Here is a 22,211-nt window from a genome sequence, read left to right as displayed (position 1 = left end):
GACGACGGATTGGGCTGGTTCGGAAGACTGCTCGGCGAGAAGCCGGACGAGGCGCTGCCGCTGTACAATGCGGTGGTCGGTCGGGCGCGCGCGGAACATTGGTATGTCGAGGGCGCGGTGCCGGACACGGTCGACGGCCGCTTCGACATGATCGCGACGTTGCTGGCGATCGTCATGCTGCGGCTCGAGACGGAGCCCGCTGGCGGCGAACCCGCGGCACGTCTGGCCGAACGATTCGTCGACGACATGGACGGGCAGCTGAGAGAAATCGGGATCGGCGACATCATCGTCGGCAAGCATATCGGCAAGATGATGAGCATGCTTGGCGGGCGTCTCGGTGCCTACCGGGATGGGCTGGCAGCGAACGATATAGCGCCCGCCCTGGTGCGCAACCTGTACCGGGGCGTGACGCCCGACGCCGCCGCGCTGGGGCATGTCCGCGAGTCGGTGATGGCGTTTCATGCCGGACTGGCGGCGATGCCACTACCGAATCTGTTATCTGGAGAATTGCCGTGAAGTCCGAGTTCAGCCGCCCCGAACGCCTCGACACGATCGGCGAGCGCGAGCGGACCGTCGAGATCGCCGCGACCGAGGACGAGCGCGCGGCGCTGGCGAAGCGGTTCGCACTCCTCTCGATCACGCGACTCGACGCGCGATTGGGGATCAAGCGTACTGAGAGCGGTATCGTCGTTAAGGGGCGCGTTACCGGGGCTGCGGTGCAGGCATGTTCGGTGACCGACGAGCCGCTCGATACGAAGATCGACGAGCCGGTTGCGCTGTTGTTCGTCGATCAGTTGGTTTCGGAGGGCGACGAGGTCGAACTGTCCGACGATGCACTCGACACGGTTGCGATCGAGGGCGGCACGATCGACCTGGGCGAGGCGGCGGCGGACACGCTGGCGCTGGCGATCGATCCGTTTCCAAGGGGGCCTAATGCGGCGGCGGCGCTGGCAGCGGCTGGGGTGATCAGCGAGGACGAGTTCCGGCCGGCGAATGCGTTCTCGGATCTCAAGGCGAGAATGGCGGAGAAGAGCTGAAGCGGCGGCGACGGATGTGAAGGCAAGCCTATCCAATACCCACCCCGGCGAAGGCCGGGGCCCAGTTGGAAAGGTGGGAATAACGAAGCGATTGCCTTCGTTAGCGACGTACCCCAACTGGACCCCGGCCTCCGCCGGGGTGGCGGCTTACTCGAGTGGCGCGTGTCTGGCGTTGCGCTCCCGCCCCCTCTTGTTCTCCCGCGAAGGCGGGAGCCCAGTCTGGGTCCCCGCCTTCGCGGGGAAACAATGGTTTAGTCCGCGTCGGGGCCTAAAGTCGGATCGAGATCACGGGGGCGGATGAAGCGGGTCAGGCGGGCGGTGCCGGTCGCGACATCCCCCCATTCCCCCTCGAACTGAAGCTCTGCAATACTCGCCGTTGGATACTTGTCCTCCACCGCATCGCGCAGCGGATCGGTCCCATCCGCGACCAACATCAGGACGAGGTCCTCCAACCCCGGATTATGCCCGACTAGTAGCGCACTCTCCGCCTCGGCCGGAAACCCGTGGACCACGTCGAGCAACGTCGCCGCCGACGCCAGGTACACCCGTCGATCCAAGTTCGGCGCAATCGTCCTGCCATAGCCGAATTCGATCTGCTCCAAAGTCTCCGAAACCCGCACCGCCGGCGACGCGATGGCGTGATCGAACGCAAGCCCCAGCGACCGCATGTGCCGACCGACCATCGCCGCGGCACGCTTGCCCTTGGCATTGAGCGGGCGGTCGAAATCGCGCGCGACCGGATCGTCCCAGCCGGACTTGGCGTGGCGCAACAGCGTCAACGTCTTCATGGCAATCCTCAAGCGGGTTCGCGGCTTTCATGCCCTACCGCCGCCCGCGAGGAAAGCCGGCTTGCTACTCGGGCTACCGCTTCTTCGAGCGTGACGCGCGCAATCGGCACCCCCGGCGGGAACGCGCTGAGCAACCGCGACGGCATCGCCGCGGACAGCATCACGAAAACGCCGGAATCGTCCGCGCGGCGAATCAGCCTGCCAAACGCCTGCGCCAGACGCGCGCGAACAAGCCGGTCGTCATAAGCCGAGCCGCCACCCGCGAGCCTGCGCGCGGCGTGCAGAACGGACGGTTTCGCCCAGGGCACGCCCTCCATTACTACTAGCCGCAGCGATTCGCCGGGCACGTCGACGCCGTCGCGCAGCGCATCGGTGCCGAGCAACGACGCCCCCGGATCGTCGCGGAAAATGTCGACCAAGGTTCCGGTGTCGATCGGATCGACGTGCTGCGCGTGGAGCGGCAGGCCTTCGCGCGCGAGTCGATCGGCGATCCGGCCATGCACACCGCGCAGACGCCGGATCGCGGTGAACAGCCCGAGCGTGCCGCCGCGGCTGGCGACGATCAGCTGCGCATAGGCGTTGGCGAGCGCGCCGATGTCACCACGCTTCACGTCGGTGACGATCAGTACTTCGGCTTGGCGGGTATAATCGAACGGGCTCTTCGCCTCGAACCGTGCGGCGGGGCGCAACAAATGCGGCGCACCGGTGCGGGCTTCGGCGACTTCCCAGTCGCCGCCGCCGGTGAGCGTCGCCGAGGTGACGAGCGCGCCGTGGGCGGGCTTCAGGACGATCTCGGCGAACGGCCGCGTCGGGTCGAGCCAGTGGCGGTGCAGCCCGATATCGAACTCGCGGCCTTCGATCCGGTCGACCGCGAGCCAGTCGACGAAATCGCCGTCGACCGGCCCGCCGACGCGCGCGAGCAGCGACAGCCACGACGCCACCGTCTCCGCACGCCAGCCGATCGACGCGATCGCGCCCTCGACTCGCGCTCGGGCGGGCGCGTCCATCCAGTCGGGGGCTTCGGCGAGCACGGCTTCAAGCCGGCGACCGAGCGTTACGAGCGGGCGGACGAGTGCGTCGAGCGCGGCGGCGGCGGGCGCGGCGGCCTCGATCAGCGTCGCGTCGGGTTCGGCGAGTTCGGTCTCCAGGCCGTACCCTGCGTCGCCGGGTTGTTCGGCCCTCGCGTAGGTGAGCCCGCGGACGGCGGCGAGCAGCGTCTCGATCGGCCCGAACGGCGCGCCTTCGCCCAGGCGTTGCAGCCAGCCATCGGACGCCAACGCTCCCGCTGCGGTGACCGCATCGCTGATCGCCCGCGCGCCCTGTTCGTCATAGCTGGCGAGATCGGACAGGCGCGCAGCGAGCCCTCGTCGGCGCCCGCGACCGCTCGATTCGGGGCCGAGGATCCAGCGGCGCAGTTCGATTGTCTCCGCACCGGTCAGCGCGGTCGCGAACATCGAATCGGCGGCGTCGAAGATATGATGCCCCTCGTCGAACACGTAGCGCGTCGGCCGGGTCGCGAGTTCGCGCCCCCTTGCCGCGTTGACCATCACCAGCGCGTGGTTGGCGATGACGATGTCGGCGTCGGACGAGGCGCGGGCGGCGCGTTCGATGAAGCATTTCCGATAGTGTGGGCAGCCCGCATACACGCACTCGCCGCGTCGGTCGGTCAGCGCGGTCGAGCCGTTGCGGCGGAACAGGGTGGGCAGCCAGCCGGGGAGGTCGCCGCCGACCATGTCGCCGTCCGCGCTATACGCGGCCCAGCGCGCGACGAGGTGCGCGAGGATCGCCGCACGCCCTGCGAACCCGCCTTGCAGCGCGTCCTCCAGGTTCAGCAGGCAGAGGTAATTCTCGCGGCCTTTGCGCGTGACGACCTTGGCTTTCCGGATCGCGGCGTCGGGATACAGGCGCGCGGTTTCCTGGCCGAGCTGGCGTTGCAGCGTCTTGGTGTAGGTCGAAATCCACACCGCGCCGCCGGCCTTCTCCGCCCAGAGCGAGGCGGGCGCGAGATAGCCAAGGGTCTTGCCGATTCCGGTCCCTGCCTCGGCAAGGACGAGGTTGGGCGTGTCGCGCATTGCCCGCGGCGCGAAGGCAGCGGTGGCGGCGCCGGCATAGGCGCGTTGGCCGGGGCGCTCCTCGGCACCGTGGCCAGTGAGGTCGACGAGGCGCGCCTCGGCATCGCCGGGCTCGATCGTGACGGTGCGGGGAGCGGGTCGCGGTGCGTGCTCCTCCCATTCGGGGAGCGACGAGAACAGCCAGCGTTCGTTGACTGCCGGCTTCTTCAGCCGCTCGGCGACGACCGGCGCCCAGGGCCAGCGCAGGCGGAACAGCGATTGCGCCGCGGTCCACGCGCCCTCGCGCTCGGGCCATTCGCTATCGGTGAGCGCCAGCATCGCCTCCGCCGCGCGGAGGAGGAACGGCGCGACCTCCGCATCCTCGGTCGGCACGTCGAGCCCGGTGACCCGCGCGATCCCCTTTGGCGTCGGCACCGCGAACTGCGCCGGGCGAAGAAAGGCGTAGAGTTCGAGCAGGTCGAGCCCCGACAGATCGGGATAGCCGAGCCGCTGCCCGACCAGCGGCGCGTTGAGCATGATGACCGGCGTATCGGCCGCGATCCGGATCGCCTCGCCCCGCCCTATAGGACGCGCGCCCTCCGTGTTCGCGATCCAGATGCCGGCGTGGCTGGCGTGGAGGGCGGGATAGCGAAGCACCGCGCCACCTTGCTGCAGTGAGAACGAAAGGGCAACCTTTTGTGCCGTGAGCTAACGTATTTGAGGGTGTCGTCGCCAAGAAAGTGCCGCCGCCGATCATCCAAATGCAAACAAGGCCGTCGACTCCGGCCTGTTACGCAACCGACATGAAGCGCATGCGTTGCGCCTGTATCGATACCGAACTTTATCTACATCATCATCTACATCAACAGGGACGATCATCATGCGGAAGTTTCTCATGGCGCTGAGCGCGCTCTCGCTCGCAATTCCAGCGGCTGCCGTAATCCCCACGGGCAAGGCCGAAGCCCGCTCCAAGCGCGAATATCGCGGGCATGACCGTCGTTACCGCGCCAAGCGTTGCCGCCATTCGAGCGGCACGACCGGCCTCGTCGCAGGCGGCGTCGGCGGCGCAGTGCTCGGCAATGCGGTCGGCGGCGGGCTGCTCGGCACGCTGGCCGGCGGTGCAGCGGGTGCGCTCGGTGGCCGCGCGGTCGACCGGACGATCACCGCAAAGGATCGTTGCCGCTGATCGGTATGCGGCGGTGGGGGTGACGGACACGAATGCACGCGCTAGTCGCGCTGTATCATGACCGACGAACTCCGCACCGCCGCCCTCCAGTCCAAAGCCTGGCCGTACGAGGAGGCGCGCAAACTCCTCAAGCGGTATCCGAACGGCAAGTCGGGCGATCCGGTGCTGTTCGAGACAGGCTACGGACCGTCGGGCCTGCCGCATATCGGCACGTTCAACGAGGTGTTGCGCACGACAATGGTGCGCAACGCCTTCCATGCGCTGAGCGACACGCCGACGCGGCTAATCGCGTTTTCGGACGACATGGACGGTCTCCGGAAAGTCCCGGACAACGTCCCCAACGGCGACATGCTGCGCGAGCATCTCGGCAAGCCGCTGACGCAGATCCCCGATCCGTTCGGCACGCATTCGAGCTTTGCCGCGCATAACAACGCGATCCTGCGCGAATTCCTCGACCGCTATGGTTTCGACTATGAGTTCGCGTCGTCGACCGAATATTACACTGGCGGTCGTTTCGACGAGGCGCTGAAGGGCGTGCTTCGCCACTTCCAGGGTATCCAGGACGTGATGCTCCCGACTCTGCGGGCAGAGCGGCGCGCGACCTATTCGCCGGTGCTGCCGATCTCACCGACCAGCGGGATCGTGCTTCAGGTGCCGATCGAGGTGATCGATGCCGAGGCCGGGCTGATCGCATTCGAAGACGAGGGCCAGCGGATCGAGCAGAGCGTGCTTGGCGGTAAGGCCAAGCTCCAGTGGAAGGTCGACTGGGCGATGCGCTGGGTCGCGCTCGGCGTCGATTACGAGATGGCGGGCAAGGATCTGATCGATTCGGTCACCCAGTCGTCGAAGATCGCGCGCGTGCTCGGCGGCCGTCCGCCCGAAGGCTTCAACTACGAGATGTTCCTCGACGAGAATGGCGAGAAGATCTCGAAGTCGAAGGGTAATGGCCTGAGCCTGGAGCAGTGGCTGACCTATGGCCCCGAGGAATCGCTGGCGTTCTATGCGTACCGCGAGCCGAAGAAGGCGAAGTCGTTGCACATGGGCGTGATTCCGCGCGCGGTGGACGACTATTGGCAGTTCCGCGGCAATTATGCCGGCCAGGACCTGAAGCAGAAGCTCGGCAATCCGGTCCATCACATCCACGACGGCAAGCTACCGATGGGCGAGTTGCCGGTGACGTTCGGACTGTTGCTCAATCTCGTCGGCGTGATGGGTGATGCGAGCAAGGAGCAGGTCTGGGGCTATCTCGCAAACTATGTGCCCGATGCGTCGGCGGACAAATACCCCGAGCTCGATCGGCTGATCGGCTATGCGCTGGCCTATAGCCGCGATTTCGTGGCGCCGACGTTGAAGCGGCGTGCGCCCGAGGGCGTCGAGGTCGCGGCGCTGGAGCGGTTGGACGCGGAACTCGCCGCGCTGCCCGCGGAGGCGAGCGCGGAGGATATCCAGAACATCGTCTATGAGATCGGCAAGACCGGCGGGTTCGAGAATCTGCGCGACTGGTTCAAGGCGTTGTACGAGACGCTGCTGGGCTCGGAGCAGGGCCCGAGGATGGGCAGCTTCATCGCGCTGTACGGCGTGGCGAACTCGCGGAAGCTGATCGCGAAAGCGTTGGCGCGGTAGAAGGGCGAACTAGCAACGATGCACCCCCCGGCGGAGGTCGGGGCCCAATTGGGGGACGTTGCTAACTCCCCTACACGCTTCGTCACTCTGACCTTTCCAATTGGGCCCCGGCCTCCGCCGGGGTGGTGTTTGAGTCGTATGATCGCGCGCGCCAACTAGACGAAAGCAGTGGAACATATTAGCAACAAGTCCGCCTCCCCCGATTCGGAAACCGGCATGTTTCATCGACCACTCGCGCGTCATCGCCTGTTCTTCGCGCTCCGCCCGCCACTCCCGTTAGCGCGCCAGATCACCGCTGCAGCGTCGTGGTTCGAGGCCGACGGGGACAAGCTGCGCCCCGAGCATCTCCACGTCACGATCGACATCCTCGACGACCAAGACCGCGTATCGACCGCGCTGGAGCGGGACCTGAAGGCGATCGGCGATGCGGTCGAGGCAGCGCCGTTCGCGATCGAGTTCGATACCGTGATCGGCAGCGATCGATCCATCGCGATGCGTCCCCGCCGGCAGAACGCATCCTTCGCCGCATTGTATCAGCGGATCGCCGTAGCGCGCGAGGCGGCAGGGCTACGCGCCCGCGCCGGCTTTCGCTCGAGTGCTCACATGACGCTCGGCTACCGCGACGGCGCGCCGTTCACGCAAGACATCGCGCCGATCGGCTGGACCGCGGATGCGTTCGTACTGGTCCACAGCCATATAGGGCGAACGCGACACGACGTGCTCGGCCGCTGGCTGCTCAGCGGCGGCGATGATCGGCAATTGGCGCTGTTCTGAGCCTTCGAATTTGCCGGGCGCGCGCGATCCCGTAGGACCCCGGAGGCGATCGGTTGGTTCTTCCCTCGCGACCGCGCACCAAGGAGCGACAATGCGGCTGTTCTTCGACGACGCCCAGCGAACCCATGCGCCCGCGCGCGAACTCCACAACGGCGCGTTCACCGCCTATGCCGAGACGCCCGCGCGGATAGACGCGATCCTCCGCGCGATCGGTCCGCTCGAGACGCCGCAGGATCGTGGTGAAGGACCGGTCCTCGCGGTGCACTCCCCCGCCTATGTCGCGTTCCTGAAAGACGCGGCGCGACTGTGGCGCGAAGCGGGACGCGACGGCGATGCGATCCCCTACACCTTCCCGATCCGCGGCCGCCGTCCGCTAGACCTCACCCGGATCGACGCGCTGATCGGCGCACACAGCTTCGACGCGACCACGCCGATCACGCCCCAGACCTGGGCCGCATCCTACGGCAGCGCACAGTCCGCGCTCGCCGCGACGCACGCCGTACTCGACGGCGACCGCGCCGCGTTTGCGCTGTGCCGCCCGCCCGGCCACCATGCCGGCGCAGACTATTGCGGCGGATATTGCCACCTCAACACCGCCGCGATCGCCGCCCATGCCGCGCGCGATGCCGGTGTCGCGCGCGTCGCGATCCTCGACATCGATTATCACCACGGCAACGGCACGCAGGACATCTTCGCGCACAGGGGCGACGTGTTCTACGCCTCGGTCCACGCGGATCCCAAGACCGACTACCCCTTCTACTGGGGCCATGCCGACGAGACCGGAGATGGCGAAGGAGTCGGCACCACGCTAAACATCCCGCTTCCCCACGGCACGCAGATCGATGCCTTCCGGGCCGCGCAGACGACCGTGCTCGACGCGATCGCCACGTTCGATCCCGGCCTGCTCGTCGTCAGCTTCGGCGCGGACACGTGGGAGGGCGATCCGATCTCGCACTTCAAGTTGACCACGCCAGATTACGCGGTTCTCGCGCGCGATATCGCGGCACGCAACTGGCCTACCGTCATCGTCATGGAAGGGGGATACGCGGTCGATGCGCTAGGCCACAATGTCACGAGCTTCCTCAATGGGTTCTGACGTGCCAATTGCCTTGGGCACGCCCGCCTATCGTCGGCTGACGCTGGCGATGCTGTTCGCAGGGTTCTCGACCTTCTCGCTGCTGTATTCGGTACAGCCCTTGCTGCCGCTGTTCGCCGCACAGTTCGGACTGACCGCGGAGGGCGCATCGCTCGCGGTGTCGCTGGCGACCGGGCCCTTGGCGATCGGCATATTGTTCGCCGGGTTCGTCTCGGATCGCGTGGGCCGGCGCTCGCTGATGATCGTGGCAATGTTTGCAGCCGGTGCGCTGACGCTGGCGGCGGCGGTTGTGCCGGGTTGGAGCGGGTTGCTCGTGTTGCGGTTCCTGACCGGCGTCGCGCTCGCGGGCGTGCCGGCGGTAGCGATGGCCTATGTCGCGGAGGAGGTCGATTCGGGGTCGGTCGGCGCGGCGATGGGGCTGTATATCGCCGGCAGTGCGCTCGGCGGGATGGCCGGGCGACTGGTCGTCAGCATCGTCGCCGATCTCGAAGGCTGGCGCTGGGCACTTGCCGCAGTCGGCGTCGCTGGCCTCGCAATGGCGGAGGCATTCCGCAGGCTCGCGCCGCTCTCGCGCAATTTTACGCCGAGCGTGGGACGACCGGGCGCGCTGTTGCGCAGTGCCGGCGCGCTGTTCACCGATCGCGCGATGCCACTGCTGTATCTCGAGGCGTTCCTGCTGATGGGCGTGTTCGTCACGATCTATAACTATGCAGGCTTCCGGTTGATGAGCCCGCCCTACGGCCTCAGCCAGGCGGCGGTCGGCGCAGTATTCCTGTTGTATGTTCTCGGGTCGGTCAGTTCGGCGAAGTTCGGGACGCTGGCGGGACAGCTCGGGCGGCGGAAGGTCTTCTGGATACCCGTCGTGCTGCTGATCGCCGGCGTCGCGCTGACCGCGATGACGCCGCTGGTCCTGGTAATCTCCGGGATCGCGGTCGTGACGATCGGCTTTTTCGGCGCGCATTCGATCGCGAGCGCCTGGGTTGGCAGGCGAGCACAGGTTGCAGGCGGCGGCGGCTCGCGCGGGCAGGCGGCGGCGTTCTATCTGTTCTTCTATTACATGGGGTCGAGCGTGCTGGGGTCCGCCGGCGGGTTCGCCTGGACTCACGCCGGTTGGCCGGGGGTAACCGCGTTCTGCCTGTTGCTCGGCGTGGCGGCGTTGGTGATCGGGCTGGTGCTGCGCACGGTGCCGCCGCTGGTGGTCGAGCCGCCGGTGCCGCAGCGTATGCCGGATCCTTGATCGATAGGTTCTCCCCTCCCTGGAAGAAAGGGGTTGGGGGTGGGCTGGCCGGTTTGAGTTACCGGCACTGGAATTCGCGGAACCCGACCCACCCCCGCCCCTCCCTTCCCTTCCAGGGAGGGGAGAAGAAGTCCGGTTTCGTTCAGACTTGGAAACGGGAGCCCGCTCTACCAAGACGCTACGTCGGTCGCGTCGATGGGCGGCATACCCGCCATGCTCTTAGTGACCGCTTCGACCCGCTCCATGACGCGCAGGACGTTGCCGCCCGACAGCTTCACCATATCGCCATCGCTCCACCCCCGCCGCGCCAGTTCCGCGAACAACAGCGGATAGCCGTCGACGCCCTTCAGGCCGATTGGTCCGGTCCCCTGGATGCCGTCGAAATCGCCGCCGATCCCGACATGATCGTGACCAGCGATCTTCGCGATATGCTGGACATGATCGGCGACCGTCGCGGCGGTGACCTCCGGCTCCGGATGCGTGGCGTCCCACGCTACCAATGGCGCAGGCGATTTCGCGCCGTAGACGTTCGCGGGCACGCCGACCGACTTCGCACAGGCCGAGCGTGCGACATCCCAGGCACGCCATGCGCCCGACAGGAACGACGGGTAGAAGTTCACCATCACCACGCCGCCGTTCGCGCCGATCGCGCGCAGCAGGTCGTCGGGGATATTCCGCGGCGCATCCGCGATCGCCCGTGCGCTGGAGTGCGACGCTATCACCGGCGCCTTGGTCGCTGCCAAAGCCGCCGCCATCGTTGCGTCCGAGACGTGGGAGACGTCGACGATCATGCCGACCCGGTTCATCTCCGTGACCACCTGCCGTCCGAAGTCGCTCAGTCCGTTGGCACGTGGTGCGTCGGTCGAGCTGTCCGCCCAGTTCAGGCTCTTGCCGTGCGTGAGCGTCATATAGGCCACACCGAGCGCGCGATATTGGCGCAGCACCGACAGCCGCCCATCGATCTGGTGCCCGCCATCGACGCCGATCAGCGAGGCGATCCGCCCCGCCTTCTCGATCCGACGTATGTCCGCGGCGGTAGTGGCGAGTTCGAACGTTGCCGGGTTCGCTGCGACGAAGCGGTGGACGATGTCGATCTCCTCCAGCGTCATTTCGACCGCGCGCGGCGCATCGGCGGGAATGTAGACCGACCAGAACTGCCCGCCGACATGGCCCTTTCGCAGGCGGGGAATATCGGTCTGCAGCGAGTTCGGCAGCCGCGCTGTGTCGGCAGAGAGATCGACCGCCTCGACCTTCGCGTCGTGCAGTTCGCGGATCTCCCAGGCGAGATCGTTATGCCCGTCGATCACCGGACTGCGCTCCAGCACGCGCGCGACGCGCCGCGCGATCTGCGGATCCGGCACCGCGGCCGGGCTCGCCTGCGCGGCGATGAGCAGGAAGGCGGCGATCATCTCTTGGTCCCCCGTAACGGCCGTTTCATCCTGAAGGAGGTGTTCGCGCGCGACAAGCCGGGTACGCCGCGTCGAACCAGAGCGAAGTGGCGGACTTGAGCACCAGATCGATCGATATACGCGCCGGAAGCAGTGCCCGGACCAACGACACGCGCCTGTCCACTGCGATCGCGATCGCGCGGCTGATCGGGATCCTGGGGATCGTCTACGTCCACGCCTGGACCGGGCGCACCGCGGAAGAACTGGCCGCGGTGGCGTTCAGCTGGCAGGCGGTGCTGCGAACGGTGCTCGGCGAAGTGTTCGGACGGAGCGCGGTGCCGCTGCTCGGGATGATTTCGGGCTGGCTGGTCGTGTCGACCGCGATGAGGCAACCGTACGGCGCGTTCCTGCGTGGCAAGGCGCGCACGATCCTGCTGCCGATGGTCTTGTGGAACGCAATCGCGCTGGTGCTGGTCGGGGCGGCGGCGACGTTCGGCGATCTGAAGGCGCCGACGCCGTCGAGTATCGGATGGACGTTGAACGAACTCGTTCCGATGGTGCATGCCGACGATATCAACGTGCAGATGCCGTTCCTGCGCGACCTGTTCGTCTGCATGATGATCGCGCCGGTTCTGGTGCGCGCGTCGAGCGCGTGGCTGGCGGTGGTCGCGCTGATCGCGGTGGTGTGGAGCGTGTTCGGGGTGCACGTCCCGTTGTTGCTGCGACCGCAGATCCTGCTCTTCTTTACCGCTGGGATCGTCGCGCGGCGATCTGGCGTGGCGGAGCGGGTGGCGGGGTGGCCTGTCGCCCGATGCGCGCTACCATTCGTCGTACTGATCGCGCCGCGGCTGTGGACCGCGCTGCTTGGGAACGCGTTCTTCGATGCACATCCGCATCTGATGGCGGCATTCGACATCGTGTTTCGATTGGCCTCGGCGGTGCTGTTCTGGCGGCTCGCCTGGGCGCTGGCGGGAAGCGACGTTGCGGACCGGTTGCGCGGGATCGAGCGGTACGGGTTTCTTGCATTCTGCGATCATCTGGTGCTGCTGTGGCTGTTCGGGCCGGTGATCGGATTGGCGACCGGCGCGCTGGGGGCGGGGCTGTATCCGGCCTATCTGCTGGTCCAGCCGTTGCTGGTGCTCGGCGTCACGGTCGTGCTGGGGCAGGTGATGATGGCGCTCTCGCCGTCAGTCGCGCGGGTGCTCAGTGGCGGGCGGCTGAGACGATCCGCTTCAGTCACCGCGTGACGGCGGCGGGCCGAGCTGGTTCACCCATTCCTGATTGTGGACGACGGTCGAGCGGACCGGGCGGCCGGCGGCGTCGAGCCAGGGGCGGTAGCGGAAGCGCAATTCGATCAGGCGGCAGGTGGTCGCATCGAGCACGCCGTTTCCGCTGGAGCGCGTGACCATGCAGTGCGTGACGCTGCCGCCGGTCTCGACCGTGTAGCGCACGCCGACGATCCCGCCCGCGCCGATCACCGCCTCGGCGTTGGGGAAATCCTTGTTCTTGAAGCGGCCTTTGAGGAGGCGGGGCGGCGTCTCGTCGCCACCGTCGCCGTCGCCATTTCCAGAGCGCCCGCTGCCCGTGCCGTTCCCTTCGCCGCCTGCGCCCGTGCCGGGTCCGGGGACGGGCGCGGCACCCGTCGTGGCGTCGTTGCCGGAGCCTGGTTTCAGTGTGGCAATAACCGGGGGCGGTGGAACGATGGGAGGGACGATCGGCTTGGGGACGACGAGTTCGGTCGCCTTCGAGCGGAGGTTGGCGGGGGACGCCGCGCCTTCGGGACGGTGGCTTTTCGCGGGGCGGGGGACGATCTTTTCGGGTGGCGGCGGTGGAGGGGATTTCGGGCTAACCGCGAACGTCTTCAGCGCATCGGGGATAGCAGTGGGAATGCTGACACCGAGCCCGATGATTAGCGCGTAGCCGATGACGGCGCAGAGTAGCGCGGCGCTCGCAGCAGATATCAGGCGGTCGCGCGGGTTCGAGTGGACGCCGTACATGCTGGGTAATTGGGGAGGCGGGCGGTGGGTGGCAACTGCGCGTGAGGGCGCGAGAACGATCTCGGTAATCCGGACGTATTCGATAGGTATCCCGCTTCGACAGATGCACCTCCCCGGCGCAGGCCGGGGTCCAATCGGAAAGGTCGATGTAACGAAGGACCGTCCGTCGTTACCTCCGTTTCCCAATTGGGCCCCGGCCTTCGCCGGGGAGGTGGTCACTTTGGGTGAGATAGACCTGGGTTTGGAAACAAAACCGGTTCGGCGTCGGCAGACCTGTGCGTTCGGCAGACGCTAGAACGGGCGGCGCGACTTAAGTCACACCGCCCGTTCGTGGCGCGCGACGCGGGAGTAAATCCCGCGTCGTCGGTCGGCGCTGGAGCGCCGCCGGCCGGGCTAGCTGTTGCGCGAGGCTTCGCCTGCGCAGCGGCATTCGCCTACAGCTTCGCCGTCAATTCCGGCACGATCTTGAACAGATCGCCGACCAGGCCGATGTCCGCGACCTGGAAGATCGGCGCGTCCTCGTCCTTGTTGATCGCGATGATGACCTTAGAGTCCTTCATCCCCGCGAGATGCTGGATCGCGCCCGAAATGCCGACCGCGACATACACTTCCGGGGCGACGATCTTGCCGGTCTGGCCGACCTGATAGTCGTTCGGCGCATAGCCTGCGTCTACCGCGGCGCGCGATGCACCCACGCCCGCACCAAGCTTGTCCGCCAACGGATCGATCATCGCGTGGAACTGGTCGCTAGAGGCAAGCGCACGCCCGCCCGAGACGATGATCTTCGCGCTGGTCAGCTCGGGACGCTCGTTCTTCGCGATCTCCGATCCGGCGAAGGTCGACAGACCCTTGTCGCCGGTCGATGCGACCGCCTCGATCTCGCCCGAGCCACCCTCGGTCGCAGCCTTGGCAAACGCCGTGCCGCGGACCGTGATGACCTTCTTCGCGTCGGTCGACTGGACCGTCGCGATCGCATTGCCGGCGTAGATCGGCCGCGTGAACGTGTCTTCGCTCTCGACCGACAGGATATCGCTGATCTGCATGACGTCGAGCAACGCGGCCACACGCGGCGCGATGTTCTTGCCGTGCGTGGTCGACGGCGCAACGAACGCATCGTGGCTTGCCATCAGCTCGACGATCAACGGCGCGACGTTCTCGGCGAGCGCATGCGCGAATGCGGCGTCGTCGGCGACATGCACCTTGCCGACGCCGGCGATCTTCGCAGCTTCGGCAGCGACGCCGTCGACGCCCTGACCGACGACCAGCAGGTGGACTTCGCCGAGCTGGCTTGCCGCGGTTACGGCAGATAGCGTGGCATCCTTTACGGCCTGACCGTCATGTTCGACCCAGACGAGCGTCTTCACTTGGCGACTCCCATTTCCTTGAGCTTGCCGACCAGCGCGTCGACGTCGGCGACCTTGATCCCGGCCGAGCGCTTGGCAGGCTCGACCACTTTTAGCGTGGTCAGGCGCGGCGTCACGTCGACACCGAAATCGGCCGGCGTCTTCTGCGCCATCGGCTTCGACTTCGCCTTCATGATGTTCGGCAGCGAGGCATAGCGCGGTTCGTTGAGGCGAAGATCGGTGGTGATGATCGCGGGGAGCTTCAGCGTGTCGGTCTCGGCGCCGCCGTCGACTTCGCGCGTCACGTTAACCGAACCGTCGGCGATCTCGACCTTCGACGCGAACGTGCCCTGACCCCAGTTCAGAAGGCCGGCGAGCATCTGCCCGGTCTGGTTGTTGTCGTCGTCGATCGCCTGCTTGCCGAGGATCACGAGGTCGGGCTTCTCCTCTTCGACGATCTTGGCGAGGATCTTAGCGACGCCGAGCGGCTCGACCTTGGTCTCGCTGACGACGAGGATCGCGCGGTCGGCACCCATGGCGAGCGCGGTCCGCAGCGTTTCCTGGCTCTTCTGCTCGCCGATCGAGACGACGACGATCTCGGTGACGCCCTTGTCCTTGAGACGAATGGCTTCTTCGACCGCGATCTCGTCGAACGGGTTCATGCTCATCTTGACGTTCGCCAGATCGACGCCCGTTCCGTCCGCCTTCACGCGGGGCTTCACGTTGTAGTCAAGCACGCGCTTGACCGGCACCAGCACCTTCATCGGGGTTCCTTCCAAGGTGAATCTATTCGTTTCGCCCGCTGGTTACCCAGCGGCGTTGGCCGGACAGATGGCGGTTTCGCGTCGTTTTCGCAAGTCCGGTATGGAAACATCGCGATGCCGTAGCGTCACAACGAGATGCCGACCGGACCGCCTGCCAGGTAGTGTGCACCATCAACGAAAAAGGGCCCGGACGTTTCCGTCCGAGCCCCCCTTTTCGCAGAATCAGTATGCGCAGTCGACGGCTGTTAGGCTGCGACCTTCTGCACCTCTGCGACGATCTTCTTCGCGGCATCGCCAAGGTCGTTCGCCGGGACGATCGCGAGGCCAGAGTTCGCGAGGATCTCCTTGCCCTTCTCGACATTCGTGCCCTCGAGGCGGACGACGAGCGGCACCGACAGGTTCACTTCCTTCGCCGCGGCGACGATGCCGTCGGCGATGATGTCGCACTTCATGATGCCGCCGAAGATGTTGACGAGAATGCCCTTCACGTTCGGATCCGCGAGGATGATCTTGAACGCCGCGGTCACCTTCTCCTTGTTGGCGCCGCCGCCGACATCGAGGAAGTTGGCCGGGAACATGCCGTTGAGCTTGATGATGTCCATCGTCGCCATCGCCAGGCCCGCGCCGTTGACCATGCAGCCGATGTCGCCATCGAGCTTGATGTAGGCGAGGTCGTACTTCGACGCCTCGAGCTCGGCGGGATCTTCCTCGGTCTCGTCGCGCAGTTCGAGCAGATCCTTGTGGCGGAACAGCGCATTGCCGTCGAACGCGACCTTCGCGTCGAGCACCATCAGCTTGCCGTCGTTGGTGACGGCGAGCGGGTTGATCTCGATCTGCTCGGCATCGGTGCCCATGAACGCGTCATACAGCTTCGACGCGGTGTTCGCGGCCTGCTTGGCGAGATCGCCGGTGAGCTTCAGCGCAGCAGCGACGGCGCGGCCGTGATGCGGCATGAAGCCGGTCGCCTGGTCGATATCGATCGACTGGATCTTCTCGGGCGTGTCGTGCGCGACCGCTTCGATGTCCATGCCGCCTTCGGTCGAGACGACCATCATCACCCGGCCGGTGGTGCGGTTGAGCGTCAGCGCGAGGTAGAATTCCTTGTCGATGTCGACGCCGTCGGTGACGTACAGGCGGTTGACCTGCTTGCCCGCGTCACCCGTCTGGATGGTGACGAGCGTGTTGCCGAGCATGTCGGTCGCGGCCGCGCGAACCTCGTCCTCGGTCTTGGCGAGGCGGACGCCGCCCTTGGCGTCGGGGCCGAGCTCGACGAACTTGCCCTTGCCGCGGCCGCCGGCGTGGATCTGCGCCTTGACGACATAGAGCGGTCCGGGAAGCTTCTTCGAGGCCTCGACGGCCTCCTCGACGGTCAATGCCGCGAAACCGGCAGGGACGGGGACGCCGAACTTGGCCAGCAGTTCCTTGGCCTGGTATTCATGGATGTTCATCGGGAAGGCTCCACGCAATTTTTAGGAAACTCGGGAATTGGTTGAGCGTAAAGCACAGGGCCGGCTGCAAATCCACCCTTAAGGCATATGCACTTGCGTCTCGTTCGCAATAGACGCGAATTGGCTGACCAAACGCGTTGAGTTTTAGGTAGTTTCGGGGCGCCAGCGTTGCCCGCGTTAGCCATAGATTCAGCCCAAGCTTAATGTCGCGTTTCTATCGTGACATCCTAAGATTGCCGAGAAACGTCGCTAAACCGCAGATATGTTCGGCGTGCGATCGCGTTTGCATAAAAGTAACCCTTTTCAGGGCATTATCTTCGCATGACACAGCCTGCGACTCCATTGCCCCACGATCTGACCAGCGAAGAGCTCCGTCAGTCGCTCCGCAAAGCGGTGAAGATGCGGGCGCATTTGCGCGATCGTGGTCAGACACGGTTCGAGATCGAGGTCACCGACCTGTCGCTCTCGGGGTTTCGCGCGGAAACCAGCTTCACGCTCTGGCCGGGGACGGTGGTGTGGCTGACGCTACCGGGACTCGCCGCGCTGGAGGCGGTCGTGGCCTGGCGCGACAAGTTCAAATATGGCTGCGCGTTCGCCAAGCCGCTGCATCCGGCAGTGTTCGATCATATCGTAGCGCTCAGCCAGCGATAGGCTCGGCCACGCCCGAGCCGATGCGCGAACGCGCAATCGCTGGCTCGGCCGGTGGGTCGCTTCAGCGAACCCATCCGACGACGGCTTTGCCGGCGGCCTTGTCGAAAGAAGTAGAGAGAAGCAAGTCGCGCCGTGGCAAAGCCACGTCGTCAGTCGTCGCTGTGCGACGCTGGCCGGGCTTTCGACTTATCCGAAAATAGCTGCGCTATTTCGGGTCTCGGCCTTTAAACCCCTGCGCCACAACAAACCACTCGACCGACCCCTTGCGACTCGCGGGCGGCTTGGCATGCTTCACCGTCTTGAAGTTCCGCTTCATCTCCGCGACCAGCTCCGAATCGGCGCCACCCGCGAACACCTTCGACACGAACGTGCCGCCCGGTTCGAGCACCTCGCACGCAAAATGCAGAGCGGTCTCGACCAGCGCCATCGTCCTGAGCGCGTCGGTCTGCGGATGCCCGACCGTATTCGCGGCCATGTCGGACAGCACCAGATCCGGCGCGCCGCCCAAGGCTTCGATCAGCTTACCCGGCGCGGCATCGTCGAGGAAATCCATCTCGAAGATCGTCACGCCCTCGATCGGGTCGACCGGGAGCAAGTCGATCCCGACCACCGAAGCCTTGGGGATCCGCCGCCGAATCACCTGCGCCCAGCCGCCCGGCGCGATGCCGAGATCGACGACGCGCTTCGACCCGCGGATCAGATCGAATCGCTCGTCGAGCTCGATCAGCTTGTACGCGGCCCGGCTGCGATAGCCATCGGCCTTCGCGCGCTTCACATACGGATCGTTCAGCTGGCGCTCGAGCCAGCGCGTCGACTGCGCGGTGCGCTTCCGCGCGGTGAGTACGCGAACGTGCCCGCCGGAGCCGCCGCGGCTCATGCCGCCACTCCCGACTTGCCCGGTTTGCCACCAGGTCGGGGGGCGCCCATCAGTCGGCGGAGGATGCCCTCGCGAATGCCGCGGTCGGCGATGCCGAGCCGTTCGGCGGGCCACAAATCCATGATCGTCTCCAGAATGGCACAGCCCGCGACCACTAGGTCGGCGCGCTCGTTGCCGATGCACGGCAGCTTGGCACGCTCCGTGATCGACATGTGGGAAAGGTCGGCGCTGATCTTCCGCATCGCCGAGGCAGGCACGATCAGCCCGTCGACCACCGAGCGGTCGTAATGGCTAAGCCCGAGATGCACGCTGCCGAGTGTCGTCACCGTGCCGCTGGTGCCGAGCAGCCGTGGGCGCGCGACGTGCCGGGGCAGGCGGCTGGCGAACCCCGCGAAACTGTCCGCGACGACGCTGCGCATCCGGGCATAGGCGGCACGGCGACCGTCCTCGCCTTCGCCACCGCCGGCATGCTCGGTCAGCGACACCACGCCCCATGGCGCCGAATGCCAATCGAGCACGGTCGGGATCGGCGTCGACGTATCGATCAATACGAGTTCGGTCGACCCGCCGCCGATATCGAACACGAGCGCGGGATCCTCGCCAGGCTCGATCAGCGCATGGCAGCCGAGCACGGCCAGCCGCGCCTCCTCCTCGGCGGAAATGATGTCGAGATGGATTCCCGTCTCCGCGAGCGCGCGGGCGATGAAGTCGGGCCCGTTCGAGGCCTGCCGACACGCCTCGGTCGCCACCGACCGCGCTAGCGTGACGTTGCGGCGCTGTAACTTGTCCGAGCATACCCGCAACGCCGAGATGGTCCGCTCGATCGCCGCATCGCTGAGCTTGCCGGTCGACGCCAGACCTTCGCCCAACCGAACGATTCGCGAGAACGCATCGATCACCGCGAACCCGCCCGCCTGCGGTCGCGCGATCAGCAATCGACAATTGTTGGTGCCAAGATCAAGCGCGGCAAACGCTTGCGCATCGGCCCACCGCCCTCGACCGGGCCGGGTCGCCGCCGGACGGGCAGGAGACCCCTGCCGGAACGGCATTCGGGTGGAAACATCCCCCATCGCCGCAAAACTCGCTATCTATATCTGCCGCCGCAGGAAAATACCCGCCCGGTGCTTGGCATCGAATGTAGCGGGGTGCAGCGATTACGCAAGCGATGTGGCGAATCCCTACGATCTTGGCGTTGACAGCCCGACCTCCCCCGCCTAGATCGCGCCCTCGCTGATGCCCCGTCGTCTAATGGTAAGACTGCGGTTTCTGATACCGCCTATTGAGGTTCGAATCCTCACGGGGCATCCAGCGATCTATCCTTTGACACCGAAACCGGACCTCTGTGACAGGAGTACGCCTTGGGCGTGCTTCCCCTTGTTGGCTCGAGATCGCCGCGTTTCTCTGGGATGTGGGGCTGATGGCTGGTAAGAGGTAAAGTCGCTGGGATGAAATGCGCTTCGCCCCGAGAGAGATTCCTACAAGATCATATGCGGCGGATTAGGGAGCTGTGCGCCTAAGACCCATATTCCGACATTCACGCCGCCATTACCGCTTCCCCAAACCGGACGCTTGTTCATGAAGAATCGCGACGGGTCTGCCGTCATCTGTATAATAGCATGCGCAGCGAGTGGATGATGGTCCAACTGGCGCGGAGCTGATGATGGGAAGACGCCGCAACGATCGACACGAATGGGCTGACGAGCCAGATCGCTTGCTCTTCCACGAACGGGCGCTGGACGTCTGGGCGAAGCTCGACTGGGAGACGAACGAGTTCAAGGGCCGGATCTCGTCGGCCCCGCCGATTGACATCGATGGGTGCGTCTACCTCCTTCAGAGCGCCTGCATCTCGGCGGTCGCCGTGATTGACTGGCTACGGCACGATCTCCAGCAGGCTGCAGGTGGTGCCGGGACCGTGCTGGACGAAGGCTCGTTCCGCTTGGAAGTCGACGTCTGGCTCCCCGATTTATCCCTCGCCCGGGCGATTGCCAACACCTTCAAACACCGCGAATATCGAGACGAGGGCTGGGGTGCCGCCGAAGCCAGGCTAATCACTCTGTTCGAGCCGGAGCAACATGCGCGCCTCGATGCGACCCACGGCACAGACCGGTTTTCGGAAGCATTCGCTGAAGAGGCGGCCGAGGCGACGTTCATGATCGCGTTCGGCCGCAAGGAGGACCGCCGCGAGGTAAACGCGATCGACTTTATGCAACAACTGTCGGCCGGCGCCCTGCGATTGCTCGACGCCAATCCCCCGGATGACGACCGCTTGTTCAAGCCCCCTGCCGACAGTAGCGCTCGCCGGGGCAATCCCCGATGAGCGGGGACGCAGGCGAGGACGCACTTCCCGAGGAGCGTCGGGGCATAGGACTCTCGGCGCAGGGCCGGAAGATAGACGTATCGTTTTGGCCGATACGACCGTCCGGCGCGTCAGGCGTCCCGAGCACCCGTCTCTTCTCGCTCGACCCTTGGGCGATTATCAGACAGGCGATCGAGAGCGAATGTCCACCGCCGCGCCGCGCCGAAGCCCTCGCGTGCCTCGCCCAGGCCAGCGCGTTCTTCGAGGTGGGGACTGGCCGCGGGATCGAGGCTGCCCGACCACTCGCGCTCTACTACAGCTACCTTAACTTAATGAAGGCCTACTGCCTGACACGGGGCGGAGTAACGACCTTCGACCGATCGCTCCACGGGCTTTGGGAGGATCATTCCGCGGGTCACGGCGTCGAGCACGCCGTGCTATCGACGGTCAAACCGGGCAGGCCATATCCGAACGACCTGAAGGTGTTCGAGCAGATCGCGACGATCCTTCCGGGCCAGACCGCCGCGCTCGAGGAGAGATACCGGCTCGCATCCGTCGTGCCTCAGATTCTTTCGGGACACCGCCTTTGGGCGGAGGCGGCGCACGAGACCGAGCGCTTCTTCATCATCAGGAACATCGCGTTCCGCCACGACCCTACAACCGGCGATGTGTGGCTACGCATCGATATGCTGCGCGAGGACCTGTCGCGTTTTGGCATAGAACCAGACGAGATGCTGACACGAGCCGGGCTGGCGGGCATGTTCCGCCAGGTTAGGTGCAACCGGGGAAAGCGGATACGGTTCGAACAGATCTCGTCGCGGCCTTGCGTCGGCGGCAATCCCTTGCCCGAGCTCCAACACCTCATCACGGAACTTCGACCCTCGCTGTGGATGACCGTGACCGTCATCCCTCCCTATCGCCGCTATTATCTCTATCTGTCGCCACCGGGGGAGCTGAGCCAACGGTTGCCCCAACTCTTATCGATGTATGCGGTCACCTACTGGCTTGGCTCGATCACCCGCTACCGCCCGCATCATTTTGACGACCTGCTGAGCGGAGACTACGGCCCACGGATCCGGGACTTCGTCACCGGGCAGCCCTTGCAGTTCCTCTACCTGATGGCATCAGAGATCGCGCAGCGCGACGTCGCGCGCCCGAGCATCCTCTAACTGCTGGGATCAAATTTACGGCTCACACGCCGCAAGCGTAGTCGATCCTCGACGGCGGCATCCAACTCGCGAACTTTGGGAATCGAGACCCGCTTTGTGCCGATAAAGCCGGCCGGCAGGTGCGCACGTACCGGAGCTTCGGGGCCATTGTACCCTACATGAGCGAGCGCCCGATCAAAGTCGAACAAAAGGAAGATGAGGTGGTCGGCCCTGCCCTCGCCGGGAGTGAACGCCGGCCCCTTGCCAATGCCGGTGGCTTTAACCTGTACGCTGCGCCCATCTGGCGCGTGCGCGTCCACACCCGCGGTCCGGACCCGACAGAGCTGGAGGCCGAATGCGTCGGCAGCGGTTGCTTCTCCCAAATCGCCTACAAACTTGCCATCAAGAGTGAAACGCAGGTTTGTCGAGGAAAATGCCGCCACGAGCACTGCATGGGCGGCGACGAGCGCACGCACAGCGTCTGGTAGTGCGATGCGGCGCCAATCG

21 protein-coding genes and 1 tRNA gene are annotated in these 22,211 nt (G+C 65.7%); 13 read left to right on the top strand and 9 right to left on the bottom strand.

From position 1 onward, the window contains the following. The first annotated feature begins 9 nt into the window (after positions 1–9). The gene (locus C8J43_RS03665; RefSeq protein ID WP_243645389.1) at positions 10–516 is read left to right on the top strand and encodes a ubiquinol-cytochrome C chaperone family protein; all 507 of its coding nucleotides are present in this window, start codon (positions 10–12) and stop codon (positions 514–516) included. Continuing rightward, a complete protein-coding gene (locus C8J43_RS03660) occupies positions 513–1,037 on the top strand; it encodes a DUF177 domain-containing protein (RefSeq protein WP_133029750.1) in 525 nt (174 codons plus the stop codon). Before C8J43_RS03665 ends, C8J43_RS03660 begins: the two co-directional genes overlap by 4 nt. 251 nt (positions 1,038–1,288) lie before the next feature. On the opposite strand, the gene C8J43_RS03655 is transcribed toward C8J43_RS03660, so the two are convergent. Beyond that, positions 1,289–1,825 carry a histidine phosphatase family protein gene (locus C8J43_RS03655; protein WP_133029749.1) on the bottom strand — a complete coding sequence of 179 codons (537 nt, stop codon included), beginning with the start codon at positions 1,823–1,825 and terminating at the stop codon, positions 1,289–1,291. 8 nt (positions 1,826–1,833) lie between these two features. After that, positions 1,834–4,533 carry an ATP-dependent DNA helicase gene (locus C8J43_RS03650; protein WP_133029748.1) on the bottom strand — a complete coding sequence of 900 codons (2,700 nt, stop codon included), beginning with the start codon at positions 4,531–4,533 and terminating at the stop codon, positions 1,834–1,836. 223 nt (positions 4,534–4,756) lie between these two features. On the opposite strand from C8J43_RS03650, the gene C8J43_RS03645 reads away from it, so the two are divergent. From C8J43_RS03645 to C8J43_RS03625, 5 genes are all read left to right on the top strand, one after another. Further along, entirely contained in the window at positions 4,757–5,062 is a 306-nt protein-coding gene (locus C8J43_RS03645) for a hypothetical protein (RefSeq protein ID WP_056053958.1), read from the top strand. A gap of 57 nt (positions 5,063–5,119) precedes the next feature. Continuing rightward, on the top strand, positions 5,120–6,685 hold the full coding sequence (locus C8J43_RS03640) for a lysine--tRNA ligase (protein WP_133029747.1): 1,566 nt from the start codon (positions 5,120–5,122) through the stop codon (positions 6,683–6,685). A gap of 216 nt (positions 6,686–6,901) precedes the next feature. Then, positions 6,902–7,459 carry a 2'-5' RNA ligase family protein gene (locus C8J43_RS03635; protein ID WP_133029746.1) on the top strand — a complete coding sequence of 186 codons (558 nt, stop codon included), beginning with the start codon at positions 6,902–6,904 and terminating at the stop codon, positions 7,457–7,459. A 91-nt stretch (positions 7,460–7,550) separates the two neighbouring features. Next, positions 7,551–8,555, top strand: a complete 1,005-nt coding sequence (locus C8J43_RS03630; protein ID WP_133029745.1) for a histone deacetylase family protein — start codon at positions 7,551–7,553, stop codon at positions 8,553–8,555. Between the two features lies 1 nt (position 8,556). Beyond that, positions 8,557–9,792 carry an MFS transporter gene (locus tag C8J43_RS03625; RefSeq protein WP_243645388.1) on the top strand — a complete coding sequence of 412 codons (1,236 nt, stop codon included), beginning with the start codon at positions 8,557–8,559 and terminating at the stop codon, positions 9,790–9,792. A 167-nt stretch (positions 9,793–9,959) separates the two neighbouring features. On the opposite strand, the gene C8J43_RS03620 is transcribed toward C8J43_RS03625, so the two are convergent. Further along, positions 9,960–11,201 carry a dipeptidase gene (locus tag C8J43_RS03620; RefSeq protein WP_133029743.1) on the bottom strand — a complete coding sequence of 414 codons (1,242 nt, stop codon included), beginning with the start codon at positions 11,199–11,201 and terminating at the stop codon, positions 9,960–9,962. Between the two features lie 95 nt (positions 11,202–11,296). Between C8J43_RS03620 and C8J43_RS03615 the strand changes: the two genes are divergently transcribed. Further along, positions 11,297–12,427, top strand: coding sequence for an acyltransferase (locus tag C8J43_RS03615; protein ID WP_243645387.1), 1,131 nt, complete (start codon positions 11,297–11,299; stop codon positions 12,425–12,427). Here C8J43_RS03615 and C8J43_RS22525 read toward each other — a convergent pair. The 4 genes from C8J43_RS22525 to sucC form a co-directional block, all read right to left on the bottom strand. Then, complete coding sequence (locus C8J43_RS22525) at positions 12,413–13,177, bottom strand: energy transducer TonB (RefSeq protein ID WP_133029742.1); 765 nt, start codon at positions 13,175–13,177, stop codon at positions 12,413–12,415. The two genes, C8J43_RS03615 and C8J43_RS22525, sit on opposite strands and share 15 nt — an antisense overlap. Before the next feature lie 434 nt (positions 13,178–13,611). Then, positions 13,612–14,541, bottom strand: a complete 930-nt coding sequence (locus C8J43_RS03605; protein WP_133029741.1) for an electron transfer flavoprotein subunit alpha/FixB family protein — start codon at positions 14,539–14,541, stop codon at positions 13,612–13,614. After that, complete coding sequence (locus tag C8J43_RS03600; RefSeq protein ID WP_056064107.1) at positions 14,538–15,284, bottom strand: electron transfer flavoprotein subunit beta/FixA family protein; 747 nt, start codon at positions 15,282–15,284, stop codon at positions 14,538–14,540. Before C8J43_RS03600 ends, C8J43_RS03605 begins: the two co-directional genes overlap by 4 nt. Positions 15,285–15,529: 245 nt before the next feature. Further along, a complete protein-coding gene (gene sucC / locus C8J43_RS03595; protein ID WP_056053980.1) occupies positions 15,530–16,732 on the bottom strand; it encodes an ADP-forming succinate--CoA ligase subunit beta in 1,203 nt (400 codons plus the stop codon). A gap of 321 nt (positions 16,733–17,053) precedes the next feature. On the opposite strand from sucC, the gene C8J43_RS03590 reads away from it, so the two are divergent. Further along, a complete protein-coding gene (locus C8J43_RS03590) occupies positions 17,054–17,383 on the top strand; it encodes a PilZ domain-containing protein (protein WP_056053983.1) in 330 nt (109 codons plus the stop codon). A 205-nt stretch (positions 17,384–17,588) separates the two neighbouring features. On the opposite strand, the gene C8J43_RS03585 is transcribed toward C8J43_RS03590, so the two are convergent. Together C8J43_RS03585 and C8J43_RS03580 are read right to left on the bottom strand one after the other, a co-directional pair. Then, positions 17,589–18,260, bottom strand: a complete 672-nt coding sequence (locus C8J43_RS03585; protein WP_133029740.1) for an RlmE family RNA methyltransferase — start codon at positions 18,258–18,260, stop codon at positions 17,589–17,591. After that, the gene (locus C8J43_RS03580; protein ID WP_243645385.1) at positions 18,257–19,330 is read right to left on the bottom strand and encodes a Ppx/GppA phosphatase family protein; all 1,074 of its coding nucleotides are present in this window, start codon (positions 19,328–19,330) and stop codon (positions 18,257–18,259) included. The genes C8J43_RS03585 and C8J43_RS03580 overlap by 4 nt, the downstream gene beginning before the upstream one ends. 164 nt (positions 19,331–19,494) lie before the next feature. On the opposite strand from C8J43_RS03580, the gene C8J43_RS03575 reads away from it, so the two are divergent. The 4 genes from C8J43_RS03575 (at position 19,495) to C8J43_RS03560 (ending at position 22,192) form a co-directional block, all read left to right on the top strand. Next, positions 19,495–19,568: transfer RNA gene (locus tag C8J43_RS03575), tRNA-Gln, on the top strand. Positions 19,569–19,971: 403 nt separating this feature from the next. Next, entirely contained in the window at positions 19,972–20,577 is a 606-nt protein-coding gene (locus tag C8J43_RS03570) for a hypothetical protein (protein WP_133029739.1), read from the top strand. Continuing rightward, entirely contained in the window at positions 20,574–21,725 is a 1,152-nt protein-coding gene (locus C8J43_RS03565) for a YaaC family protein (RefSeq protein ID WP_133029738.1), read from the top strand. The genes C8J43_RS03570 and C8J43_RS03565 overlap by 4 nt, the downstream gene beginning before the upstream one ends. A 158-nt stretch (positions 21,726–21,883) precedes the next feature. Beyond that, the gene (locus tag C8J43_RS03560) at positions 21,884–22,192 is read left to right on the top strand and encodes a hypothetical protein (RefSeq protein WP_133029737.1); all 309 of its coding nucleotides are present in this window, start codon (positions 21,884–21,886) and stop codon (positions 22,190–22,192) included. The last annotated feature ends 19 nt before the right edge of the window (positions 22,193–22,211 follow it).

It is taken from the genome of Sphingomonas sp. PP-CE-1G-424 (genome assembly GCF_004341085.1).
Lineage (GTDB): Bacteria > Pseudomonadota > Alphaproteobacteria > Sphingomonadales > Sphingomonadaceae > Sphingomonas.
Note: the sequence above shows the minus strand (reverse complement) of the source record. Positions and strands in the feature narration are given on the sequence as shown.

Bases quoted from the DNA above. Each gene is read 5' to 3' on its own strand.
- C8J43_RS03635 (WP_133029746.1), top strand. From the start codon at position 6,902: ATGTTTCATCGACCACTCGCGCGTCATCGCCTGTTCTTCGCGCTCCGC.
- C8J43_RS03645 (WP_056053958.1), top strand. From the start codon at position 4,757: ATGCGGAAGTTTCTCATGGCGCTGAGCGCGCTCTCGCTCGCAATTCCA.
- C8J43_RS03630 (WP_133029745.1), top strand. From the start codon at position 7,551: ATGCGGCTGTTCTTCGACGACGCCCAGCGAACCCATGCGCCCGCGCGC.
- C8J43_RS03640 (WP_133029747.1), top strand. From the start codon at position 5,120: ATGACCGACGAACTCCGCACCGCCGCCCTCCAGTCCAAAGCCTGGCCG.
- C8J43_RS03600 (WP_056064107.1), bottom strand. From the start codon at position 15,284: ATGAAGGTGCTGGTGCCGGTCAAGCGCGTGCTTGACTACAACGTGAAG.
- C8J43_RS03565 (WP_133029738.1), top strand. From the start codon at position 20,574: ATGAGCGGGGACGCAGGCGAGGACGCACTTCCCGAGGAGCGTCGGGGC.
- C8J43_RS22525 (WP_133029742.1), bottom strand. From the start codon at position 13,177: ATGTACGGCGTCCACTCGAACCCGCGCGACCGCCTGATATCTGCTGCG.
- C8J43_RS03620 (WP_133029743.1), bottom strand. From the start codon at position 11,201: ATGATCGCCGCCTTCCTGCTCATCGCCGCGCAGGCGAGCCCGGCCGCG.
- C8J43_RS03560 (WP_133029737.1), top strand. From the start codon at position 21,884: ATGAGCGAGCGCCCGATCAAAGTCGAACAAAAGGAAGATGAGGTGGTC.
- C8J43_RS03655 (WP_133029749.1), bottom strand. From the start codon at position 1,825: ATGAAGACGTTGACGCTGTTGCGCCACGCCAAGTCCGGCTGGGACGAT.
- sucC (WP_056053980.1), bottom strand. From the start codon at position 16,732: ATGAACATCCATGAATACCAGGCCAAGGAACTGCTGGCCAAGTTCGGC.
- C8J43_RS03590 (WP_056053983.1), top strand. From the start codon at position 17,054: ATGACACAGCCTGCGACTCCATTGCCCCACGATCTGACCAGCGAAGAG.
- C8J43_RS03585 (WP_133029740.1), bottom strand. From the start codon at position 18,260: ATGAGCCGCGGCGGCTCCGGCGGGCACGTTCGCGTACTCACCGCGCGG.
- C8J43_RS03580 (WP_243645385.1), bottom strand. From the start codon at position 19,330: ATGGGGGATGTTTCCACCCGAATGCCGTTCCGGCAGGGGTCTCCTGCC.